The organism is Streptomyces sp. NBC_00620 (genome assembly GCF_026341825.1).
GTDB lineage: Bacteria > Actinomycetota > Actinomycetes > Streptomycetales > Streptomycetaceae > Streptomyces.
Window position 1 is genome coordinate 1,640,716 of record NZ_JAPENY010000003.1, and the last position, 21,198, is coordinate 1,661,913.

The 21,198-nt window shown below is 70.5% G+C and carries 24 protein-coding genes; 13 read left to right on the top strand and 11 right to left on the bottom strand.

Annotated features, from left to right (window positions below; genetic code table 11):
• Nucleotides 1-128: 128 nt before the first annotated feature.
• The 3 genes from OG246_RS38485 (at nt 129) to OG246_RS38495 (ending at nt 1,946) form a co-directional block, all read left to right on the top strand.
• Complete coding sequence (locus OG246_RS38485; RefSeq protein ID WP_266473677.1) at nt 129-779, top strand: histidine phosphatase family protein; 651 nt, start codon at nt 129-131, stop codon at nt 777-779.
• Between the two features lie 22 nt (nt 780-801).
• Nucleotides 802-1,440, top strand: a complete 639-nt coding sequence (locus tag OG246_RS38490; RefSeq protein WP_266473678.1) for a hypothetical protein — start codon at nt 802-804, stop codon at nt 1,438-1,440.
• Between the two features lie 83 nt (nt 1,441-1,523).
• Nucleotides 1,524-1,946 carry a thioesterase family protein gene (locus OG246_RS38495; RefSeq protein WP_266473679.1) on the top strand — a complete coding sequence of 141 codons (423 nt, stop codon included), beginning with the start codon at nt 1,524-1,526 and terminating at the stop codon, nt 1,944-1,946.
• Between the two features lie 54 nt (nt 1,947-2,000).
• Here the strand turns inward: OG246_RS38495 and OG246_RS38500 are convergent, their stop codons facing one another.
• Nucleotides 2,001-3,335 carry a HAMP domain-containing sensor histidine kinase gene (locus tag OG246_RS38500; protein ID WP_323178368.1) on the bottom strand — a complete coding sequence of 445 codons (1,335 nt, stop codon included), beginning with the start codon at nt 3,333-3,335 and terminating at the stop codon, nt 2,001-2,003.
• Nucleotides 3,332-3,988, bottom strand: coding sequence for a response regulator transcription factor (locus tag OG246_RS38505; RefSeq protein ID WP_266473680.1), 657 nt, complete (start codon nt 3,986-3,988; stop codon nt 3,332-3,334). The genes OG246_RS38500 and OG246_RS38505 overlap by 4 nt, the downstream gene beginning before the upstream one ends.
• Before the next feature lie 233 nt (nt 3,989-4,221).
• On the opposite strand from OG246_RS38505, the gene OG246_RS38510 reads away from it, so the two are divergent.
• Genes OG246_RS38510 through OG246_RS38525 form a run of 4 tightly spaced genes read left to right on the top strand, consistent with a single transcriptional unit; the run spans nt 4,222 to nt 8,102 of the window.
• The gene (locus tag OG246_RS38510) at nt 4,222-4,746 is read left to right on the top strand and encodes a hypothetical protein (protein WP_266473682.1); all 525 of its coding nucleotides are present in this window, start codon (nt 4,222-4,224) and stop codon (nt 4,744-4,746) included.
• Nucleotides 4,739-6,184 carry a peptidoglycan-binding protein gene (locus OG246_RS38515; protein ID WP_323178369.1) on the top strand — a complete coding sequence of 482 codons (1,446 nt, stop codon included), beginning with the start codon at nt 4,739-4,741 and terminating at the stop codon, nt 6,182-6,184. Before OG246_RS38510 ends, OG246_RS38515 begins: the two co-directional genes overlap by 8 nt.
• Nucleotides 6,181-6,879 (top strand): ABC transporter ATP-binding protein, encoded by a 699-nt coding sequence (locus tag OG246_RS38520; protein ID WP_266473683.1) that lies wholly within the window; start codon nt 6,181-6,183, stop codon nt 6,877-6,879. Before OG246_RS38515 ends, OG246_RS38520 begins: the two co-directional genes overlap by 4 nt.
• On the top strand, nt 6,876-8,102 hold the full coding sequence (locus OG246_RS38525) for an ABC transporter permease (RefSeq protein WP_266473685.1): 1,227 nt from the start codon (nt 6,876-6,878) through the stop codon (nt 8,100-8,102). The genes OG246_RS38520 and OG246_RS38525 overlap by 4 nt, the downstream gene beginning before the upstream one ends.
• Before the next feature lie 53 nt (nt 8,103-8,155).
• Here the strand turns inward: OG246_RS38525 and OG246_RS38530 are convergent, their stop codons facing one another.
• Nucleotides 8,156-8,557, bottom strand: coding sequence for a helix-turn-helix domain-containing protein (locus OG246_RS38530; protein ID WP_266473687.1), 402 nt, complete (start codon nt 8,555-8,557; stop codon nt 8,156-8,158).
• A 90-nt stretch (nt 8,558-8,647) separates the two neighbouring features.
• Here OG246_RS38530 and OG246_RS38535 point away from each other — a divergent pair, with 90 nt between their 5' ends.
• Nucleotides 8,648-10,135: an MFS transporter gene (locus OG246_RS38535; RefSeq protein WP_266473688.1), complete on the top strand. Its 1,488-nt coding sequence runs from the start codon at nt 8,648-8,650 to the stop codon at nt 10,133-10,135.
• On the opposite strand, the gene OG246_RS38540 is transcribed toward OG246_RS38535, so the two are convergent.
• Nucleotides 10,108-10,971 (bottom strand): NAD(P)H-binding protein, encoded by an 864-nt coding sequence (locus OG246_RS38540; protein ID WP_266473690.1) that lies wholly within the window; start codon nt 10,969-10,971, stop codon nt 10,108-10,110. The two genes, OG246_RS38535 and OG246_RS38540, sit on opposite strands and share 28 nt — an antisense overlap.
• Nucleotides 10,972-11,058: 87 nt before the next feature.
• Here OG246_RS38540 and OG246_RS38545 point away from each other — a divergent pair, with 87 nt between their 5' ends.
• From OG246_RS38545 to OG246_RS38555, 3 genes are all read left to right on the top strand, one after another.
• On the top strand, nt 11,059-11,892 hold the full coding sequence (locus OG246_RS38545; RefSeq protein ID WP_266473692.1) for an AraC family transcriptional regulator: 834 nt from the start codon (nt 11,059-11,061) through the stop codon (nt 11,890-11,892).
• Between the two features lie 64 nt (nt 11,893-11,956).
• On the top strand, nt 11,957-12,283 hold the full coding sequence (locus OG246_RS38550; protein ID WP_266473694.1) for a hypothetical protein: 327 nt from the start codon (nt 11,957-11,959) through the stop codon (nt 12,281-12,283).
• Nucleotides 12,284-12,390: 107 nt separating this feature from the next.
• Entirely contained in the window at nt 12,391-13,206 is an 816-nt protein-coding gene (locus tag OG246_RS38555; RefSeq protein ID WP_266473696.1) for a chitosanase, read from the top strand.
• Between the two features lie 83 nt (nt 13,207-13,289).
• Here the strand turns inward: OG246_RS38555 and OG246_RS38560 are convergent, their stop codons facing one another.
• The 7 genes from OG246_RS38560 to OG246_RS38590 all read right to left on the bottom strand — a co-directional run bounded on the left by OG246_RS38560 (nt 13,290) and on the right by OG246_RS38590 (nt 19,052).
• A complete protein-coding gene (locus OG246_RS38560; RefSeq protein ID WP_266473698.1) occupies nt 13,290-14,663 on the bottom strand; it encodes a nucleobase:cation symporter-2 family protein in 1,374 nt (457 codons plus the stop codon).
• A gap of 225 nt (nt 14,664-14,888) precedes the next feature.
• Entirely contained in the window at nt 14,889-16,265 is a 1,377-nt protein-coding gene (locus OG246_RS38565) for an 8-oxoguanine deaminase (protein WP_266473700.1), read from the bottom strand.
• 162 nt (nt 16,266-16,427) lie between these two features.
• Nucleotides 16,428-17,351 carry a factor-independent urate hydroxylase gene (pucL, locus tag OG246_RS38570; protein WP_266473702.1) on the bottom strand — a complete coding sequence of 308 codons (924 nt, stop codon included), beginning with the start codon at nt 17,349-17,351 and terminating at the stop codon, nt 16,428-16,430.
• A 5-nt stretch (nt 17,352-17,356) separates the two neighbouring features.
• Complete coding sequence (gene uraH, locus OG246_RS38575) at nt 17,357-17,746, bottom strand: hydroxyisourate hydrolase (RefSeq protein WP_266473704.1); 390 nt, start codon at nt 17,744-17,746, stop codon at nt 17,357-17,359.
• Nucleotides 17,743-18,261 carry a 2-oxo-4-hydroxy-4-carboxy-5-ureidoimidazoline decarboxylase gene (gene uraD / locus OG246_RS38580; RefSeq protein WP_266473705.1) on the bottom strand — a complete coding sequence of 173 codons (519 nt, stop codon included), beginning with the start codon at nt 18,259-18,261 and terminating at the stop codon, nt 17,743-17,745. The genes uraH and uraD overlap by 4 nt, the downstream gene beginning before the upstream one ends.
• A gap of 174 nt (nt 18,262-18,435) precedes the next feature.
• Nucleotides 18,436-18,804 (bottom strand): helix-turn-helix domain-containing protein, encoded by a 369-nt coding sequence (locus OG246_RS38585; RefSeq protein ID WP_266473707.1) that lies wholly within the window; start codon nt 18,802-18,804, stop codon nt 18,436-18,438.
• Complete coding sequence (locus tag OG246_RS38590) at nt 18,801-19,052, bottom strand: hypothetical protein (protein ID WP_266473709.1); 252 nt, start codon at nt 19,050-19,052, stop codon at nt 18,801-18,803. The genes OG246_RS38585 and OG246_RS38590 overlap by 4 nt, the downstream gene beginning before the upstream one ends.
• A 162-nt stretch (nt 19,053-19,214) precedes the next feature.
• Between OG246_RS38590 and OG246_RS38595 the strand changes: the two genes are divergently transcribed.
• Both OG246_RS38595 and OG246_RS38600 read left to right on the top strand, forming a co-directional pair.
• Complete coding sequence (locus OG246_RS38595) at nt 19,215-20,054, top strand: TIM barrel protein (protein ID WP_266473711.1); 840 nt, start codon at nt 19,215-19,217, stop codon at nt 20,052-20,054.
• Between the two features lie 44 nt (nt 20,055-20,098).
• Nucleotides 20,099-20,992: a 2-hydroxy-3-oxopropionate reductase gene (locus OG246_RS38600; protein ID WP_266473712.1), complete on the top strand. Its 894-nt coding sequence runs from the start codon at nt 20,099-20,101 to the stop codon at nt 20,990-20,992.
• The last annotated feature ends 206 nt before the right edge of the window (nt 20,993-21,198 follow it).

Genomic DNA, 21,198 nt, shown 5'->3' on the forward strand with positions numbered 1-21,198 from the left:
GCCTGAGCGAGTACCGGCGGTAGGCCCGGCAGTAGGGCCGACCGGCGCAGCCGGTGCTGCGACCGCCGCCGGCCGGTGTCACCGTACGAAGGACAGTCACGTGCGGAGGGACAGAAAGGGTTTCGGCGATGGGTGACCTTCTCCTCGTACGGCACGGTGAGACCGAGTGGTCGATGTCCGGGCGGCACACGGGGTCGACCGACGTCCCGCTGACCGAGAACGGGCGGGAGCAGGCCCGCAGGCTGGCTCCGCTGATCGCCCGGCACCACATCGCGGCGGCGTTCGTCAGCCCGATGCGGCGGGCCCGGGAGACGGCACAGCTGGCCGGGATCGGCGGGGCGAGGGTCGACGCGGACCTGTCCGAGTGGGACTACGGCGGGTACGAGGGGATCACGACCGTCGAGATCCACCGGTCGCGGCCCGACTGGTTCCTGTTCACGGACGGAGTCACCGCCGGCCCGCCCGAGCACCCCGGGGAGAGCCCTGAGGAGGTCGGGGCGCGCGCGGAGCGGATGCTCGCCAAGATCGACGCCGCGCTCGCCGACGAGGAGGGCAGTGTGGTGGTCGTGTCGCACGGGCACTTCCTGCGGGTGCTGACCGCGCGTCGGCTGGGGCTGCCCGCCGGGGACGGCGCCCTGTTCCAGCTCGGCACCGGGACGATGAGCCGGCTGAGCACGGAGCACCGGCGGCATGTGGTGGCCGGCTGGAATGTCAGACCCGACTCGTACTGTTCTCATGGGCCGCTCTCCCCGGCGGGACAGGGGCCCGAGGACCACTGACCGGAGGCGGAGGGAGAGCGCCGTGACACGACCGCCGACCGCCGCGCAGCGGCGTGTCATCGACGCGGCTGATCCCGTGACCGGGCGGCTGAAGGGTACGGAGGCCCAGCTCGCCGCTCTGGTGAAGCGGGGGCTCGCCTTTCGGCATCCCCGGCCGCCGCACGACCACTTCCTGACGCCCGCCGGACATCGCATACGTGAGACTCCCGAACCCGGACCCGAACCGGTCGCGGAGACGTCCGTGTCCGCCGGCTCGGGGGTGTTCGCCGCGCGGATCGGCGGCGAGGAGGCGGCCGACGGCGGCCCCTCCCGGATACGCGAGGTGCACAGCGCCTGGCAGGGACTCCTTGAGATGCGCCGGATGACCAACCCCGACGGCGCCACGGACCGTCCGTGCGGGTGGGAACGTACGCATCTGGTGCAGGCCGCCGCGCTCACCCTGGAGGCTGCGGGCCACCCACCCGCGGGCGCGTCCGCCGGAGGTGCCGGTTATCGGGTGCGCGCGACACCTCAGCCGGAGGCCGTCGCCGTGCGCGAGCCGGACCCCGGGGCCTTGCGCGCCTGCGCGGCCACGCTGGAGAAGGCGGGCTGGCAGGTGGGCGAGCACACGGAGCCGCGCACTGGGGCCCGGTATGTGCTGGCTTCGCCCCGGCGCGTGTGAGGGGCCGGAATGGCTTGCTGTAGAAGGGAGTTGGACTGGATTGGATCAGACCTGACCGTCGTCGAAGTCGTTAAGGGGAAGTCGTGGCAGAGCAGTTCTCCGTCGCAGTGACCGTCCGCGGGTACGAGACCGATGTACTGGGACACCTCAACCAGAGCGTCTATCTGCAGTACGCGGAGCACGCCCGCTGGGTGCTGCTGCAGGTGGCCGGGGTCAGCCAGACGGAGCTGGTGGGCAAGGGCGTGGGCCCGGTGGTCCTGGAGACGAACATCCGCTATCTGCGGGAGCTGCGCGCGGGCGACGAGGTCGAGGTGACGTGCGGCTTCACCTGGGGTGAGGGGAAGACCTTCCGGGTCGAGCAGACGATACGCAAGACGGACGGCACGGTTTCCGCCGAACTCACCAGTGTTGGAGGGCTGCTGGACCTCAAGCAGCGCAAGCTGGTCGCGGACCCGCGCGAGCACTTCCGGGCGCTGGCGACCGACCCGCTGATGTTCGGCCTCTGACCGGCCGGCGCCGTCGCCACGCCCGGCCATGTCCCGAAGGCCGCCGCGCCGGCATCACGGGCGCGCGTCCTCCGGGCACCCCGGCAGTGTCACCGTCACCGTCAAGCCTCCTTCCTCGCGCGGGCGGGCGGCGGCCTCTCCGCCGTGGGCGCGGGCGATGGAGCGGACGATGGACAGGCCGAGCCCCGCGCCCTTCGAGGTGAGCACGCGGTCGCTGCCGAGGCGGCGGAAGGGTTCGAAGAGGGCGGGGAGTTCGTACGGCGGCACGGCGGGACCCGAGTTGGTGACCTCCACCTCCACCCGGCCATCGTCGTTCGTACGGCTGACCACCTGCACCCAGCCCCCGTCGCCGGTGTTGTGCCGGATGCCGTTCTCGACCAGGTTGTGGACGAGGCGTTCGAGGAGCAGCGCGTCACCGCGTACGGGCGCCTCCTCGGCCTTCTCCTGGACGGTTACTCCGGAGCGCTCCGCCTCGCCCGCGATCTGGCCCGTCACATGGGTCACCACATCGGCGAGGTCGACGGGCAGCCGTTCGGCGATCTCGTTCTCCGAGCGGGCGAGGAGCAGCAGGCCGGTGATCAGCCGCTCGTGCCGGGTGTTGATCTCCAGCAGGTTCTCGCCGAGCTGCCGGACGTCCTCGGAGGCCGTCTTGCGGTGCATGGCCACCTCGACCAGCGCACGGCCCAGCGTCAGCGGGGTGCGCAGTTCGTGGGAGGCGTTGGCGACGAAGCGGCGCTGGCCGTCGAAGGAGCGGTCGAGGCGCTCGACCATGGTGTCGAAGGTGTCGGCGAGATCCTTGACCTCGTCGTCGGGGCCGCGCAGCGCGATGCGTTCGTGCAGGCCGCGGTCGGCGGCGGGCGAGCTGGCGATGCGGTGCGCGGTGTCCGTGACCCGGTGCAGCGGGGCCAGCACGCGTCCCGCGATCAGCCAGCCGAATCCGGCCGCGGCGCCGCCGACGACCAACAGCGCGAAGCCGCCCTGGGTGAGCAGTGAGCTGGTGGCGACGTCGCGGAGCCGGTCGCGCTCGGCACCCATCCATTTGTCGAGGTCGGTGAAGTCCGACGGCGGTGCCGAGCCCGCGCCGGTGACGAGTGTCCGCTCGTTCTGCGGTTCGCCGGTCGGTTGGGCGGAGGGCGTGCCCGTTCCGGTCAGCGTCCCGGAGAGGACCTTCTGCCCGGAGCCGTCGAGCTGCTGGGTGAGCAGGGCGTAGGTGACACCGAGCAGGACCACACCGCCCGCGAAGAAGAGACCGCCGTAGATCATGGTGAGGCGGGCGCGCAGGGTGATCCGGCGCGGAAGGAGCCGCCGGCGACGGCGGGCGCGTCCCGTCGGCCGCGACTCGGCTCCGTTCACCGGACCGCTCACGACACCGTTCGACGAATCGCTCACGGGATCCGGTACCCGACGCCGGTGACGGTCTCCACCACGGCCGGGTCTCCGAGCTTGCGGCGCAGCTTGAGCACCGCGAGACGGACGGCTCCGGTGAAGGGGTCGGCGTGTTCGTCCCACGCCTTCTCAAGGAGTTGCTCGGCGGACACCGCGGCCCCTTCGGCTCTCAGCAGCTCGGCCAGCACCGCGAACTCCTTCTTCGACAGAGGGACGTAACGGCTGCCCCGGAACACCTCGCCGCGGGCCGGGTCCAGGGTGAGTCCCGCCCGGCGCAGCACCGGAGGTGCCGCAGGCCGCGACCTTCGCCCCAACGCCAGGACGCGGGCGGTGAGTTCGGCGAAGGCGAAGGGTTTGACGAGATAGTCGTCGGCGCCGAGGCCGAGCCCGAAGACTCGGTCGGTGACCTCGGCCGCCGCCGTGAGCATCAGCACCCGCGCGCTCGACTCGGAGGCGACCAGCTCGCGGCACACGTCGTCGCCGTGCACCAGCGGCAGGTCCCGGTCGAGCACCACCACGTCGTAGTCGACGACCGTCGCACGCTCCAGTGCCGCCGCACCGTCGTACGCCGTGTCGACGGCGTGGGCGTGGCCGCGCAGCCACTCCGCAATCGCGTCGGCGAGCATCGGTTCGTCCTCGACCACCAGGACCCGCATCCGGTCACACCTCTCTCTGGGCGGAGCGCTCCGCAGGGACAGGGTGCCGGGAGCCGCGTTTCCTTTCTGTTAGTGATCGTCCCCGCGCGCGCGCCGAACTCGGCCCGCGTGGGCCCGAACACAGCCCACTGGGCACTCAAGTGGCTTGGAAACGCCAGGGAAACGCCCGGTCCTGTTCCCTCCTGGCGAGTGGCCGGAGAACTCCTCCGGTCCCGACCTGAGGAGACGACGCGATGCGGATGCGGACCCGCGGCACACTGGCCGCCCTCCCGCCGGCTCTCGCCCTGGTGCTTGCCCTGTCCCTTTCGGGGTGTGGTTCCGAGGGCGACGCCGAGGCGACCGGTGCGACTGCCAGCAAGAGCTCGCTGGACGACCAGGGGGTGAAGTTCGCGCAGTGTCTGCGCGAGCACGGCGTGGACGTGGAGGACCCGGAGCCCGGCAAGGGCCTCCGGATCACCGGCAAGCTGCCCAAGGGCGAGGTCGACAAGGCGATGGAGGCCTGCCGCAAGTACGACCCCATGCAGAACGGGGAGGCCAGTGCCGACCCCGAGATGGAGGAGCGGATACGCAAGCTCTCCCAGTGCATGCGCGACAACGGGGTGGAGGAATTCCCCGACCCCGAGCCCGGCAGCGCGGGGATCCAGATCAATCAGGACGTCGCCGAGGACCCCGACTTCGCGAAGGCCCAGAAGACATGCGACAAGTACGCCCCTGCCGGCGGCGAAGGCCCCTCCAACGACAAGGCCGACGATGAGTGAGGCCGCGGTCGTGCCCGACGACACCTCTCCCGAGCACACTCCATCCGAAACCCCGCGCGAGCAGGCGCAACTCGCGGCACGGTCGGAGCGGGCGCACGCCGAAACCCAGGCCGGGCACGCACATCCCGAAGCACGGTCGGAGCGGGCGCATACCGAAACCCAGGCCGAGCACGCACATCCCGAAGCACGGTCCGAGCGGGCGCATACCGAAACCCAGCCCGAGCACGCACCGCGCGAAACCGAGCCGCAGCAAGCGCAACCCGACCCCCAGCCCGACCCGGCACACACCGAGTCCCAGGCCGACCCGTCACGGTCCGACCCCCGGTCCGCCCCCGTACAGACCGAGCCGAGCCACCCCCGGCGTCACAGGCGCCGCGGCCGCAAGGCCGTCATCGCCGTAGGCGTCATCGCCGCGGTCGGCGGCGCGGCGGCCGCCGGTCTCGGGCTCGCCGGACGCGACGGGTCCGGCGGCGGATCCGCCACCCAACTCCCCCCGGCCACCGCCGATGTGACCCGCCAGACCCTCAAGGACAGCCAGTCCGAGGACGGCGAACTCGGCTACGGTACGGCGACCTCCGCGACCGGCCGCATCCCGGGCACGGTCACCGAACTCCCTGATGCGGGCGAGGAGATCACCCGGGGCAGGACCTTGTACGAGGTCGACGACAAGCCCGTAACCCTGATGTACGGCGCGACTCCCGCGTACCGCGACCTGAAGCCCGGCGTCGAGGGCGCGGACGTGGAGGCGCTGGAGCGCAACCTCGACGCGCTCGGCTACTCCGGCTTCACGGTCGACGACGAGTACACGGACGCGACCGCCGACGCGGTGGAGGAGTGGCAGGAGGACCGGGGTCTGGACGAGACCGGCGCCGTGGAGCTGGGCCGGGTGGTGTTCGCGCCGGCCGCCGTGCGCGTGGACGCCGTCGACGCCGAGGAGGGCGCCGCGACGGGCCCGGGCCAGAAGGTGCTGTCGTACACCGGCACCACCCAGGTCGTCACGCTCGAACTCGATACCGCCGACCAGCGGTTGGCGAAGAAGGGCACGAAGGTCGCCGTCGAACTGCCGGACGGTACGAGCGTCGAGGGCCGGATCGAGGACGTCTCCACCGAGATCGATCCCGGCGACGGCGGGGAGCAGGACCCGACGACCAAGGTGAAGGTGACCGTCGCGCTGGACGGCGCCAAGGCGCAGAAAGCGGCCGCGTCCTACGTACTGGCCGCCGTCAACGTCTTCTTCACGGCGGGCGAGCGCAAGAACGTCCTGACAATTCCGATCGCCGCGCTCGTGGCGCTTCCGGAGGGCGGTTTCGGCGTCGAGGTCGTACGGGGGTCGACCACGGCGTACGTGTCTGTCGAGACGGGCCTGTTCGCGAACGGGCGGGTGGAGATCACCGGCGAGGGCATCACCGAGGGCACGAGGGTGGGGGTGCCCGCATGATCTCGCTGACCGATGTCACCAAGGTCTACCCGGGCGGCGTCACCGCGCTGGCCGGGGTGTCCCTGACGATCACGCGCGGTGAACTCGTCGCCATCGTGGGCCCGTCGGGCTCCGGCAAGTCGACCATGCTGCACATGCTCGGCACCCTCGACCGGCCCTCGTCGGGCAGTGTCCGGGTCGAGGGGTACGACGCGGGGGCCCTGTCGGACGCGCGGCTGTCGGCGCTGCGGGCGCGCCGGATCGGCTTCGTCTTCCAGCGGTTCCATCTGGCGGGCGGGACAACGGCGTTGGAGAACGTGGCCGACGGTCTGCTCTACTCCGGGCTGCGGCCCGCGGAGCGCCGCCGTCGCGCCGCGCAGGCACTGCGCCGGGTGGGTCTTGGCCACCGTATGCACCACGAGCCGCAGGAGTTGTCCGGCGGCGAGCGACAGCGGGTGGCGGTGGCCCGCGCGGTCGCCGGGGATCCTCCGCTGCTGCTCGCCGACGAGCCGACGGGTGCGCTGGACTCCGTGTCGGGCCTGGGCGTGATGCGGCTGCTGCGCGAACTGCACGCCACCGGGACCACGGTCGTGATCATCACCCATGACCGGGAGATCGCCGACTCGCTGCCACGGCGGGTGCGGATGCGGGACGGCCGAGTGGTCGAGGACTCGGACCGTGCGGCCACCGACGTGGCGCGGGAGGCGATCCGATGACCACGGAAGCGACACGAGTGACCACCGACGTCCTGCGCCCCGCCCACCTCGGCCCCGCCGACGTCGTCAGAGTCGGCGCCGTCGGGCTGCGCACCCGGCCGCTGCGGGCCTTCCTGTCGGCGCTCGGCATCGCGATCGGTATCGCGGCGATGGTCGCCGTGGTCGGCATCTCGTCCTCGTCCCGCGCCGATCTCGACCGCGCCCTTGCGGCTCTGGGCACCAATCTGCTCACGGTGTCACCGGGCTCCACCCTGACCGGCGGGGTGGCTCAACTCCCCTCCACCGCCGAGGACATGGTGTCCCGCATCGACGGTGTGGAGGCCGTGTCGGCGGTCGGCAGGGCCGAGGACGCGAAGGTCTACCGCACCGACCGGATCCCCGAGGCACAGACGAACGGGATCGCGGTGTACGCGGCCCGCACGTCTCTACGGGCCACCATCGGCGCGGAGTTGGCGAGCGGGGCCTGGCTGAACGGAGGCACGGGCCGGTACCCGGCGACGGTGCTCGGCGCGACGGCCGCCCAGCGGCTCGGGATCGGGCACGCGAGCCCGGAAACCCAGGTGCTGGTCGGCGGCACCTGGTTCACAGTGGTCGGGATTCTCCAACCGTCGGAGCTGACACCGGAGTTGGACACGGCGGCGCTGATCGGCTGGCCCGTGGCCGCGTCGGAGCTGGCGTTCGACGGCCATGCCACCACGGTCTACACCCGCTCGGCCGACGCGTCCGTGACGACGGTCCGCGAGGTCCTGGGCGCCACCGCCAACCCCGAGGCACCGAGCGAGGTCCAGGTCTCCCGGCCCTCGGACGCGCTCGCCGCCAAGCAGGCCGCGGGTGAGGCGTTCACCGGGCTGCTGCTCGGCCTGGGGGCGGTCGCTCTGCTCGTCGGCGGGGTGGGGGTGGCGAACACGATGGTCATCTCGGTCCTTGAGCGACGGGCGGAGATCGGGCTGCGCCGCTCGCTGGGCGCGACGCGCGGGCAGATCCGTACGCAGTTCCTCGCCGAGTCCCTGCTGTTGTCCGCCCTCGGCGGCGCGGCCGGCGCCCTGCTTGGCCTGGCCGTCACCACCGGGTACGCCCTCTACCAGGGCTGGCCGACCGTCGTGCCGCCCTGGGCGCTGGCCGGCGGCGTCGCGGCCACCCTGGTGATCGGCGGACTGGCCGGGCTCTACCCGGCGATCCGGGCGTCGCGTCTGTCGCCGACCGAGGCGCTCGCGACTCCGTAGCGGAGGGGCCAGCGCGTCCCGACGGATGGGCCTAGGCGTCCAGACGGATGTGCCTACGCGTCCAGCAGCTCCGGCCGGTGCTGGACGTCGTAGGCCGCTCGCGACTCGGCGATCGTGACGCGGTGCCGCTCCGCCCAGTCCGTCAGGGACAGCAGCGTCTCGTGCAACTCGCGGGCCACCGGTGTGAGTTCGTACTCCACCTTCGGCGGCACCGTCGGATGGACGGTGCGTGTGACGAGTCCGTCGCGCTCCAGGTTGCGCAGCGTGAGGGAGAGCATGCGGCGGCTGATGCCCTCCACGCTGCGCTCCAGTTCGGTGAACCTGATCGGGCCGTGGGCGGCGGCCACGATGATCAGCACGCTCCATTTCCCGGCGACCCTGTCAAGAACTTCGCGGACCGGGCACGCCTGCGCGAGCACTGCCTGCGCGGTAACACCGGTGTTCCTCTGGGACATCGAAGTGCCTCCTTATGCCGGACTCCAGGGTCACCCACGATGAACCCCGTTACAAGTCGTGCACCTATGGAGAACGCCGAGGTCATCGCCATGCATTTCCGAACCGCGTCAACGGCACCACGAACATACTCCCGCTGGGCGTCCCTGGTCGTGCTGTGCGCGGGCACGCTGATGACGATCCTGGACGGGAACATCGTCACGGTCGCGATGCCCGCGATCCAGAGCGACCTCGGCTTCTCGGGCCCTGGTCTCGCCTGGGTCGTGAACGCGTATCTGATTCCGTTCGGCGGACTGCTCCTGCTCGTGGGGCGGCTCGGTGATCTGGTGGGCCGCAAGCGGATGTTCGTCGCCGGGCTCGCCGTGTTCACCGCGGCGTCCGTGCTGTGCGGGGTGGCCACCAGCCAGGGCATGCTGGTCGCGGCCCGCGCGCTGCAGGGCGTCGGCGGGGCGATGACCTCGGCGGTCGTCCTCGGCATGCTGGTCGGGCTCTTCCCCGAGCCCCGCGAACAGGCCCGCGCCATCGCGGTGTTCAGCGCGGTCGGCGCGGCGGGCGGGGCGCTCGGCACCTTCCTCGGCGGGGCGCTGACGCAGGCGATCGGCTGGCACTGGATCTTCCTGATCAACCTGCCTATCGGGGTGGTGGCGCTGGTCGCCGCACTGCGAATCCTCGCCCCCGATCAGGGGTTCGGCCTCGGCAAGGGCGCCGACTATCCCGGGGCGGCGCTGGTCACGGGCGCCCTGATGCTGACCGTGTACGCGATCGTCGGCGCCGGCGACCGCGCGCTCGGCTCCACGCTCACCCTCGCCGCCGTGTCGCTCGCCCTCTTCACCGGCTTCACCGTGCGGCAGGCGTGGGCCGCACGCCCCCTGCTGCGGCTGCGGCTCTTCCGCTCCCGTGCCCTGACGGGTGCGAACAGCGTCCAGATCCTCATGATCGCGGGGATGTACGGCTTCCAGTTCATCGGCGCGCTCTACCTCCAACGCGTCCTGGGCTACAGCGAGTTGCTCACCGGCACGGCGTTTCTCCCCGCGCCGATCGCGATCGGGGTGCTGATGCTGAGCCTGTCGGCGCGCACGATCGCCCGCTTCGGCCCGTACCGGGTGCTGCTCGCCGGGCTCGCCCTCATCACCGCGGGCATGGCCCTGTTGAGCCGGGCCCCTGCCGACGGCACATACCTCGCCGACGTCCTGCCGCCGCTGCTCCTCCTCGCCGCCGGTTTCGCGGCCTCGATGCCCGCGGTCACCGGGCTCGCCATGTCGGGAGCCCGCGAGGAGGACGCGGGACTGGCCTCCGGGCTCTTCAACACCACGCAGGTGGTGGGCGGTTCACTGGGCCTCGCGGTCCTCACGACGCTGGCGGCGAGCCGCACGGAGCGGCTGCTCGGTGCGGGCGAGGGCCTGGTCGCGGCGACGGCTGACGGCTATCGGCTGGCGTTCACCGTGGGCATGGGGATCACCGCGACCGCGTTGATGCTGGCGGCGGTGCTGCTGAGGCCGGCGCGTGTCTCCTCCTCCGCGGTCACGGAGGAGGAGACACCCGGGGCCGGCCGTCAGTCCCGTGCGAAGGCCTCCTTGTGATCGCGCGCCCACTGGGCATAGGTACGCGGCTCACGGCCCAGTACCTGCCGTACGTCCTCGGTCAGCACGGCGTTCCCGCCCCTGCGGACGTACGCCGTGCCCGCCAGGACTCCTTCGGCGTAGGTCTCGGACATGCCGGCCACGATGAACTGCTCGCGGAGCGCGTCCGGGGGTACGTCGACGGTGGCGACCGGGCCGCCGAGAACCTCGGAGAGGGCGGCGGCCTGGTCGGAGGTGGTGAGGAGCTCGGGTCCGGTCAGGGTGTAGGTGCGGCCGGTGTGCCCCGGCGCGAGCAACGCCTCGGCCGCGACCTCGGAGACGTCACGGGGGTCGATGACACCCTGTGTGCCCGCCCCGGTCATGTTGGGCACCGGGTTGCCGGAGTGGATCGCCTCCGCCCAGCTCAGCGTGTTGGAGGCGAACGACGAGGGACGCAGCACGGTCCACTCCAACTCGCTTGTCTGGACGGCCTGTTCGCCGCCGAGGTGCCAGTGGCCGACGGGGCCGAGGGCCGGGTCGCCGGTACCGATGGCGGAGAGTTTCACGACCCGGCGTACGCCCGCCGCCCGCGCCGCCGCGACCAGCGCCGCGTCGGCGTCCGCGTCGCCGGGGCCGAGGACGCCGACGGCGAAGAGGGCGGACACCCCGGACATGGCGGCCTCGACGGACGCGGGCTCGTGGTAGTCGCCGCGGACCACCTCGACCCCGGCCGGCACCCTTGCGCGGGTGGGGTCCCGGGTCAGCGCGCGGGCCTTCTCGCCGCGCGCCGCGAGTCGCCGCAGAAGTTCACTGCCGATGGTGCCCGTGGCACCGGTCACTAGGATCATGTCCCTCACCGTGCCGAGCCGGTGCGGCCGGCCGCTAGGAAATTCCGGCACGGTTCCCGGGCCCGGCGGACGCTCCGGCGCGATTACGGTGGAGGAGTGACCACCACGGATGAGACGACGAAGCCCGGCGCGAGCGGTCTCACCGAGACGCGCCTGCCGCTGCCCGGGGTGCTCCGCCCCTGGTTCGTCGACGCCGCCTTCACATCCGTCGACGGCGAGCTGCGCGAACCGTTCACCCATGTCCCGGACGCGGTGACGAAGATGGTGGTGCGGGTCGAGGAGAACGGCCGCCGCGATGTCCTGGTCGTCGGGCCGCGCACCCGCGCCTCGTACCACGCCAGCAAGCGGCTGGCCTCCTGCGTGCAGCTGCGCCTCGGTCCCGGCGCGGCCCGCCCGCTGCTCGGCGTACCGGCGGTCGATCTCGTCGGCAAGGTCGCACCGCTCGGCGACTTCCCCGGCGCCCACGCTCGCCAACTGGCCGACGAACTCCTCCCGTTGGACCCTGAGCGGGTTATGCCCCACCTGACGGAGACCCTGCCGGAACGGCTCACCCCAGCCGACCCGGCACGTACGGAACTGCTACGCGCGGCGGTCGAGGCGATGTCGACGGACACGGGCCATCTACCCGTGGGCGTACGGGAGTTGGCCGGACACCTCGCCGTCAGCGAACGCCAGTTGCGCAACCTCTTCGCGGACGGTGTCGGCGTCTCCCCCAAGCACTACGCCCGCATCGCCCGCGTACGGCACATCCTCACGCACGCGCGCAGCGCGCCGGAGACCCCCTGGGCCCAACTGGCCACCGCCACCGGGTACTACGACCAGTCGCACATGGCCGCCGACTTCCGCACCCTGATGGGCGTCCCGCCCACCTCGTTCTTCACCGGCCGCCTCCCCCAGGCCCAGCCCTGCCAGGCCTACCGCCACGCCTGAAATCCAGGTGCGACACGGCGCCGCCCGCTGCCGTGCTCCGACCCGGAGGAGCGGACCTTCTACCGTGAACTCCGGCCGATCGGCGAGGAGTGCGCAGCCCGTGATGTGCGGCTACCCGGCGATGTACGACTGGACGTTCCTGTACTGGTATCTGATCCGCTTCACCGGGGCGAGCCCGTTCGGGCACTCCGGCTGCCTCGACATGAAGACGCTCTACGCGACGAAGGCTGCCCTCCCGCTGCGTGCGGTCGCCAAGGGCACCATGCCGCGTGACCTGCTGTCCCGCCGGCGGCATACGCACCACGCTCTCGACGACGCGGTCGAGCAGGCCGAGCTGCTTGCGAACCTGATGGCGTGGCAAGGGCCCGCGTCGGCACGCCTGCCCGAATGAACTAGTGGTTCCCACCTCCTCCCTGACGGGTATACGTCACTCGCATTCTCTGGTAGGAAACTTTCCTAACAGTACGCGTGAACGACAACTCCCCCTTCGGAGGTACCGTGCACACCCCCCACATACGCACGTCACGCCGCACGCTGCTCGCGGTGATCGGAGCCTCTCTGGTGACAGGTCCGCTCATCGCGACCCAGTCCGCAACCGCTGCGGCGACCGGTCTGGACGACCCGGCGAAGAAGGAGATCGCCATGAAGCTGGTGTCCAGCGCGGAGAACTCCTCGCTGGACTGGAAGGCGCAGTACGGGTACATCGAGGACATCGGCGACGGGCGCGGCTACACCGCCGGGATCATCGGCTTCTGCTCGGGCACCGGCGACATGCTGGACCTCGTCGAGCTGTACGCACAGCGCAAGCCCGGCAACGTACTCGCGAAATACCTGCCCGCCCTGCGCAACGTGGACGGCAGCGATTCGCACGACGGCCTGGACCCCGGCTTCCCCGGGGACTGGCGCAGGGCGGCCCAGGACTCGGCGTTCCAGCAGGCCCAGAACGACGAGCGCGACCGCGTCTACTTCAACCCTGCCGTCGGGCAGGGCAAGGCCGACGGCATAGGCGTCCTCGGCCAGTTCGCCTACTACGACGCCATCGTGATGCACGGCAACGGCGGCGACAGCACCAGCTTCGGCAGCATCCGCAGGCGGGCCCTGTCCAGTGCCCGGCCGCCTTCCCAGGGTGGCAACGAGGTGACGTATCTCAACGCGTTCCTCGACGCGCGCGTCTGGGCGATGAAGCAGGAGGAGGCGCACGAGGACACCAGCCGGGTCGACACCGCGCAGCGGGTCTTCCTGCGGAACCGGAACCTGAACCTGAATCCGCCGCTGGACTGGCAGGTGTACGGGGACAGTTACCACATCGGCTGACCCTGGCCGGGAGTACGGCGGAGGGCGCGACACCCCCGGGTGCCGCGCCCTCCGTATGCCCGAGGCGCAAGTGAGCTGAGACGTCAGTGGGCCGGGACCGCCTTGAGGTCCTCGCCCGCCTCCATGGGGTGGGTCACGTCGTCCGCGTCCTGTCCCTTGCCCAGGTGGTTGAAGACGAGGTTGAGGAGCACGGCCGCCACGCACCCGGTCGAGATCCCCGAGTCCAGGACGATCTTCGCCGTCTCCGGGAAGGCGTGGTAGAACTCCGGCGCCGTGATCGGGATGATGCCGACGGCCAGCGACACGGCGACGATCAGGACGTTGTTGTCCTTCTCCAGGCCCGCCCGTACGAGGGTCTGGATGCCGCTGGCCGCGACCGAGCCGAAGAGGACGACGCCCGCGCCGCCGAGGACGGGACGCGGTACGACGGCGATCAGCGAGGCGGCCATGGGGCACAGGCCCATCAGTACGAGGAAACCGCCGCCGGTGGCGACGACGTACCGGCTGCGGATCCTGGTCATCGCGACCAGGCCGATGTTCTGCGCGAAGGCGCTGCACATGAAGCCGTTGAAGAGCGGGCTGATCGCCGAGCCGAGGGTGTCGGCGCGCAGGCCCGCCGCGATGGTCTTCTCGTCGGCCGGGCGCTCGACGATCTCGCCCAACGCCAGCATGTCCGCGGTCGATTCGGTCATCGAGACCACCATGACCACGATCATCGAGACGATCGCGGCGACCTGGAACTGCGGGGCGCCGAAGTGGAACGGCGTCGGGAAGCCGACGATGTCCGCGTCGGCCACCGGGCTGAAGTCCGTGACGCCGAACGGGATCGCGACGAGGGTGCCGATGACGAGGCCGAGCAGCACGGCGATCTGCTTGACGAAGCCGCGGGTGAAGCGGCGCAGGAGCAGCACGATGACGAGGGTGGCGGCGGCCAGGCCCAGGTAGGTCGTCGAACCGTAGTCGTCCGCCGCGGGGTTGGGCCCCTGCGCCCAGCCGAAGGCGACCGGAAGGAGCGAGACGCCGATCAGCGTGATGACGGTGCCGGTGACGACGGGTGGGAAGAAGCGGACCGCCTTGCTGAAGAAGGGGGCGGCTATGAATCCGAGGACGCCCGCGACGATGACCGCGCCGAAGATGACCGGCAGGGCGTCGCTCTTGTCCTCGGTGGAGGCGACGACCGCGGTCATGGGCGCGACGCCGGCGAAGGTGACGCCGTTGACGAACGGAAGCCTGGCGCCGATCTTCCAGATGCCGATCGTCTGGAGGAAGGTGGCGAGGCCCGCGGTGAAGAGGCAGGCACCGGTGAGGAAGGTGAGTTCGGTGCCGGAGAGGCCGATGGCCGCCCCGACGATCAGCGGCGGGGCGACGACTCCCGCGTACATGGCGGCCACGTGTTGCAGACCCGTGGTGGCCATCTTGAGTGCGGGGAGTTTCTCGTCAACGGGGTGGGCGGTCACGGTGGTTCCTCCGGGTCAGCTAACACGTCGGCTCTGACGTGGGTTTCATGGAGGTGGTGCGCGGTCGTGCGGGACCGGGGGGACGGATCGCCTCAAAAAGGGCAACAGTGACCGTCCCGGGACGCACACGTCCGTGCACGCCCCGGAAACGGCCGCCATGGACCCCGCTCGGGTCCACGGCTACCGGTCGAGGGCCGTCCCCCTCGACCGGAGATCTTCAACCGGTCAGCCCTGTGCGGCGATCCGCGCGAGTCGCTGGGCCTCTTCCCGCGTGGAGCGGGCGATCGCGTCCTCGTCGACGTGCAACAGGCGGTTGTCCTCGACGATCTGGCGGCCGTTCACGAACGACGCCGTGACCGGGGCCGCCGCGCCGAAGACCAGTGCGGTCACCGGGTCGGCGATCGAGGCGTGGGCCAGGGTGTCGAGCTTCCACAGCACGAGGTCGGCGAGCTTGCCGGCCTCCAGGGAGCCGATCTCCGCGGCCCTGCCCAGGACTTGGGCGCCGCCGTAGGTGCCCAGGCGCAGCGCCTGACGGGCGTTGAGGGCGGCCTCGCGGTGGGCACCGAGGCGGTTGATGAGGAGCGCGTTGCGCAGTTCGGTGTGGAGTTCGCCGGACTCGTTGGAGGCGGTGCCGTCGACGCCGAGGCCGACCGGGACACCGGCCGCGAGCATGTCGGGGACGCGCGCGATCCCGGCCGCCAGACGGGCGTTGGAGGAGGGGCAGTGGGCGACACCCGTCTTCGTACGGGCGAAGGCGGCGATGTCGGAGTCGTTCATGTGGACGCAGTGCGCCATCCACACGTCCTCGCCGAGCCAGCCCGTCGACTCGAAGTAGTCGGTCGGGCCCATGCCGAACAGTTCCTTGCAGAACTGCTCCTCCTCCACGGTCTCCGAGCCGTGCGTGTGCAGCCGTACGCCCTTGCGGCGGGCCAACTCGGCGCCCTGCCGCATCAGTTCGGTGGACACGGAGAAGGGGGAGCAGGGCGCGACGGCGATCTGTGTCATCGCGCCGAAGGAGGCGTCGTGGTGCTCGTCGACGGTCGCCTCGGTGGCGGCGAGCGCCCCTTCGAGGGTCTCGACGGCGAAGTCCGGCGGCAGCCCGCCGTCCTTCTCGCTGCGGTCCATGGAGCCGCGGGCCAGGGTGAAGCGGACGCCCGTCTCGCGCGCGGCGCGGATGATCGAGCCGGACAGGTCGCCGGAGCCCTTGGGGAAGACGTAGTGGTGGTCCATGGCGGTGGTGACACCGCCGCGGGCCAGCATGGCGAGGGAGCCCTGCGCCGCCGCGTACGTCATCTGCTCGTCGATGCGCGCCCAGGTCGGGTAGAGCGCGACGAGCCAGTTGAAGAGGTTGTGGTCCGTGGCGAGGCCCCGGGTGATCCACTGGTAGAAGTGGTGGTGGGTGTTGACCAGGCCGGGGGTGGCCAGGTGTCCGGTGCCGTCGATGCGGCGGACCACGTTCTCCAGGTTCTCGGGGGCCTTTCCGGCGCCCACCGACTCGATCTTGTTGTCGGCGACGACGATGTGGCCCGAGGTGTACTCGGTGTCACCCGCGTCCACGGTCGCGATGGAACAGTTCTCGATCACGATGCGCGAAGCTGCCACGGCGGTTCCTCGTTCTTCCCATTGGCGGACGGACCCGGGGGTCGAGCGGGGTGACGACCGGGTCCGTGGTGCTGTTGTTGCGCAGATGCCCCCGCTCTCCCCTGGGATCTTGACGCCGGCGCACGCGTCGGGGCTGGAGCAGCAGGGCCGCTGGATGCGGTCCTACAGGTTGGTGAGGTCCACCGGGATCTTCGGCTCGACTCCGTCGCGCAGGACGGTGGCCTCGATGAGGCCGTACGGGCGGTCGGCCGCGAAGTAGACCTCGTTGTCGTTCTCGAGCCCGAACGGCTTGAGATCCACCAGGAAGTGGTGCTTGTTCGGGAGCGAGAAGCGGACCTCGTCGATCTCACTGCGGTTGTTGATGATCCGCGAGCCCATTTGGTACAGGGTCTGCTGGAGGGAGAGCGAGTACGTCTCCGCGAAGGCCTGGAGCATGTGCTTCCTGACCTGGTCGTAGGACTTCTCCCAGTTGGGCATCTTCTGCTCGTCGCCGGACCAGTTGAAGCGCCAGCGGGCGGAGACCTGGGTGGCCAGGATGCGGTCGTAGGCCTCGGGGAGCGTCGTGTACTTGTCCTTGACGTAGCCCCAGAACTCGGAGTTCGTCGAGTTCATCACCACGAGGTCCTTCAGCCCGGAGATGATCTCCCACGACGAACCGTCATAGGTGATCTGGGTGACCCGGGTCTCCTGGCCCTTGCGGACGAAGGAGTGCTTGACCTCGTCGGCGCCGATGAACTTCGAGTTGGCGTCCGAGGTCTCGATGCGCTCCCAGGAGTACTCCTCGATCCGGATGCGCGCCGTCTTGATCGGCTCCTGGCTCGTCACGAAGTGCCGGGCCAGGTGGATGCCGAACTGCTCGGCGGACTCGATGCCGTGCTCCTTGGCGAAGGCGTACACCGTGTTCTTGGTGGTGTCCGTCGGCAGGACGTTCGCGTTGGAGCCCGAGAGGTGGACCTCCTGCATGTCGCCGCTCAGCGCGACCGACACGTTCAGGTCCTTGATGTGGTGCGTGTCGCCGTCGCGGGTGATCTTGACGACGCGGTTCTCGGCCTTGCCGTACTGGTTCTGTCCCAGAATCGTGGGCATGTCTGCTAGCTCCCTCGGTAAACGGAGTAGCCGAACGGGTTGAGCAGCAGCGGTACGTGGTAGTGCTCGCCCGGATTGACGGCGAAGGTAATCGCCACCTCGGGGAAAAACGCGCCGCTGTCCCGATTCGCGGGGGCGTCCTGCTGCGCATCGGCTTGCTTTTTCTCGAAGTACGACTCCACGGCGAAGTCGAGCCGTACATGGGTCGTCCCCTCCGGCAGCGCCGGAAGGTCCTTGCACCGGCCGTCCGCGTCGGTCGCGGAGCCGCCGATCGCCTGCCAGTCCGCATCCCGGCCACTGCGGGCCGTGAGCTGGACGGCGACGCCCTCGGCGGGGCGTCCGACGCTGGTGTCCAGGATGTGCGTGGACACGGAGGCCGTGGTGTCGGTGCTCATGCTTCATCTTCCTGCTGTACGAGATTGGCCAGACGGATGCGGTTGATCTTGCCCAGCTCGGCGCGGACGATCTCGCGCTCCTGCTCCGGCGAGTTGCCGATCCGTTCCTTGACCGCGTCGCGCATCTGCTCGCCGGTCCTGCCTGTGGCGCAGATGAGGAAGACGTGGCCGAACCTCTCCTGGTACGCCAGGTTCAGTTCGAGCATCTCCTCCTTGAGCTCCTCGGAGGCGCCGGCCATGCCGCGCTGCTCCCGAGAGGAGGTCGGGTCACCGGGCTTGGGCCGGCCGATCGGAGGATGCCCGGCCATCGCCTCCGCCAGGTCCGCGGTGGTCAGCTCGGCCATGACGGCGTCGCTCGCGGCGAGGAGGTCGGCGAGACTTTCGAAGGGGCGGCGGGCGAGCAGGCCGCGCCCCCATGCCGATGAGGCGCACGCCTCGTGGAGGGCGGCGGTTGCCGCGTGCTCCTCCAGGGCGTTGAACCGGGCGAGGCCCGGTGTCGAGGAACTCGAAGTCACGGGGGCCTCCGTGGCCTTGTTGCTGGACGGGCTGCGGATAGCTAACGCCCTCGGAAACACCACGTCAACACTTTGTTGAAAACTTCGGGTAACAAAAACCGCCGCCCTGGCACTCCGGACGGCGGCGGGTCACAACCGGCACGCCTTCAGCGAGCCCGGTCACGTTTCCCCAGGTCAGGAGTCCTTCTCCCGGTTCAGATAGTTGTAGACGGTGAAGCGGCTCACCCCGAGGGCGCTCGCCACCGTCTCCACACCGTGCCGCACGGAGAAGGCGCCGCGCGACTCCAGTATCCGTACGACCTCCTGCTTGGCCTTGCGGTCGAGGTCGGCCAGCGGCTTGCCCCGCTTGCGCTCCAGGGCGGCCAGGATGTGGTCGAGGGAGTCGGCGAGCTGCGGCAGACGTACGGCGACGACGTCCGCGCCCTCCCAGGACAGCACGACGTCGTCGGCGCCGGCCTGGTCCAGCGGCAGCATCTCGCCACCCATGGCATCGACGAGCGGCTTGACCGCCGTAACGAAGGGGTCGTCCCCGAAACCGGTCACTTATCGCCCTCCCCGACCACGTTCACCTGGAGCGAGACCCGCGAGGCCCCCGCCTCCAGCGCCTTGCGCAGCAGTGCGTCGACCGCGGTGAGCACCGCGTCCGCACCACCCTCCGCGGTGTTGCCGAACGGACCGACGTCCACGGCGTCCAGCTCGGCCGCCTCGATGACCTCACGGGCGACCAGCGCGTGCGGGGGCGCCTCGTCGAGGTCGAAGGGCTCGGTCGTGAACTCCACTCTCAATCGCACGCGCTCAACCTACTGCGCGGTGTCGATTTTCCGGCAGCCCCCTCTTGACAAGCCGCGACACACGACGGCAATCTTCCATTAAGCAGAAACGAACTTCCACCATACGGAATCGGTTCGGTCAGCACATCGGAATCGCCGACACGGAAGGGAGCGCCGACCCCTATGGGACTCGCGGACCAGCGCTTCAACGTCAACCTGTCGATCCTCTTCACGGAGCTCCCGCTCCTGGAGCGTCCCGCGGCCGCCGCCGCGGCGGGCTTCACGGCGGTCGAGCTGTGGTGGCCCTGGATCGACTCCCCCACCCCCGAGCAGTCCGAGCTCGACGCCCTCAAGCAGGCGATCGAGGACGCGGGCGTGCAGCTCACGGGCCTGAACTTCTACGCCGGACAACTCCCGGGCCCGGACCGCGGCGCCCTGTCGATCCCCGGCGAGGAGTCGGTGAAGTTCCACGCCAACATCGATGTGGCGGCGGACTTCGCCCAGTCGCTTGGCTGCAAGGCGCTCAACGCGCTGTACGGCAACCGCGTCGAGGGCGTGGACCCGGCCGAGCAGGACGAACTCGCCCTGGAGAACCTGGTACTGGCCGCCCGCGCGGCCGACCGCATCGGCGCGATCCTGCTGATCGAGACCCTCAACAAGCCCGAGTCGCCGCTCTACCCGCTGGTGACCGCCCCGGCCGGCATCGAGATCGTCGACAAGGTCAACGAGGCCACCGGCCTCGGCAACGCCAAGTTCCTCATGGACCTCTACCACCTGTCCATGAACGGCGAGGACCTGCCCTCGGTCATCGAGCAGTACGCAGCCAAGACCGGCCACGTGCAGATCGCCGACAACCCGGGCCGGGGCGCGCCGGGCACCGGCTCGCTCCCCCTGGAAGACCTCCTCGACCAGCTGAAGAAGGCCGGTTACGAGGGCTGGGTCGGCCTGGAGTACAAGCCGGGCGACCGGCCGAGCGCCGAGTCCTTCGAGTGGCTGCCCGCAGCGGCCCGAGCCGCCCGCTGAGCGGCAACTCACCGACGTATCACAGCAGTCAGAGAGGCACCCCCATGAGCAGCAATCTTCCCAAGGTCGCGTGGATCGGTCTCGGCATCATGGGCTCCCCCATGTCCGAGAACCTGATCAAGGCCGGATACGACGTCACCGGCTTCACCCTGGAGCAGGACAAGCTGGAGCGCCTTGCCGGCGCCGGCGGCACCGCGGCGGGCTCGATCGCCGAGGCCGTGCGGGACGCCGACGTGGTGATCACCATGGTGCCCGCGTCCCCGCACGTCGAGGCCATCGCGTACGGCCCCGACGGCATCCTCGAGAACGCGCGGTCCGGCGCGCTCCTGATCGACATGTCGTCCATCACCCCGCAGACCTCCGTGGACCTCGCGAAGGCCGCCAAGGAGAAGGGCATCCGTGTCCTGGACGCCCCTGTGTCGGGTGGCGAGGCCGGTGCCGTCGAGGCGGTGCTGTCGATCATGGTCGGCGGCGAGCAGGCCGACTTCGACGAGGCCGAGCCGGTCTTCGAGGCCCTCGGCAAGACCATCGTGCTGTGCGGTCCGCACGGCTCGGGCCAGACCGTGAAGGCCGCCAACCAGCTGATCGTCGCCGTGAACATCCAGGCGTGCGCCGAGGCCGTGGTCTTCCTGGAGAAGTCCGGCGTGAACCTGAGCGCCGCCCTCGACGTCCTCAACGGCGGCCTCGCGGGCTCGACCGTGCTGACGCGGAAGAAGGACAACTTCCTGAACCGCGACTTCAAGCCGGGCTTCCGCATCGACCTCCACCACAAGGACATGGGCATCGTCACGGACGCCGCCCGCAATGTCGGTGCGGCCCTCCCGGTCGGCGCCGTGGTGGCCCAGCTCGTCGCCAGCCTGCGCGCGCAGGGCGACGGCGGCCTGGACCACTCGGCCCTGCTGCGGGCCGTGGAGCGCCTCTCCGGCGCCCAGGTCTGAGCCCAGGCCGACGTCTTCGAAACTTCCGGGCCACGGCGGCGCTGACACCTGTCCTGTCGCGCCCATGCGCCGCCGTGGCCCGGATTCATACCCTTGACTTCAACAAACTGTTGACGTCCGGTTCGCCCTGAACCTAGGCTCCACGAAGCGGAAGCTCCACCAAGCGGAAGAAGATTTCCACTAGCCCCGCTGCCCTCTCGTACGGA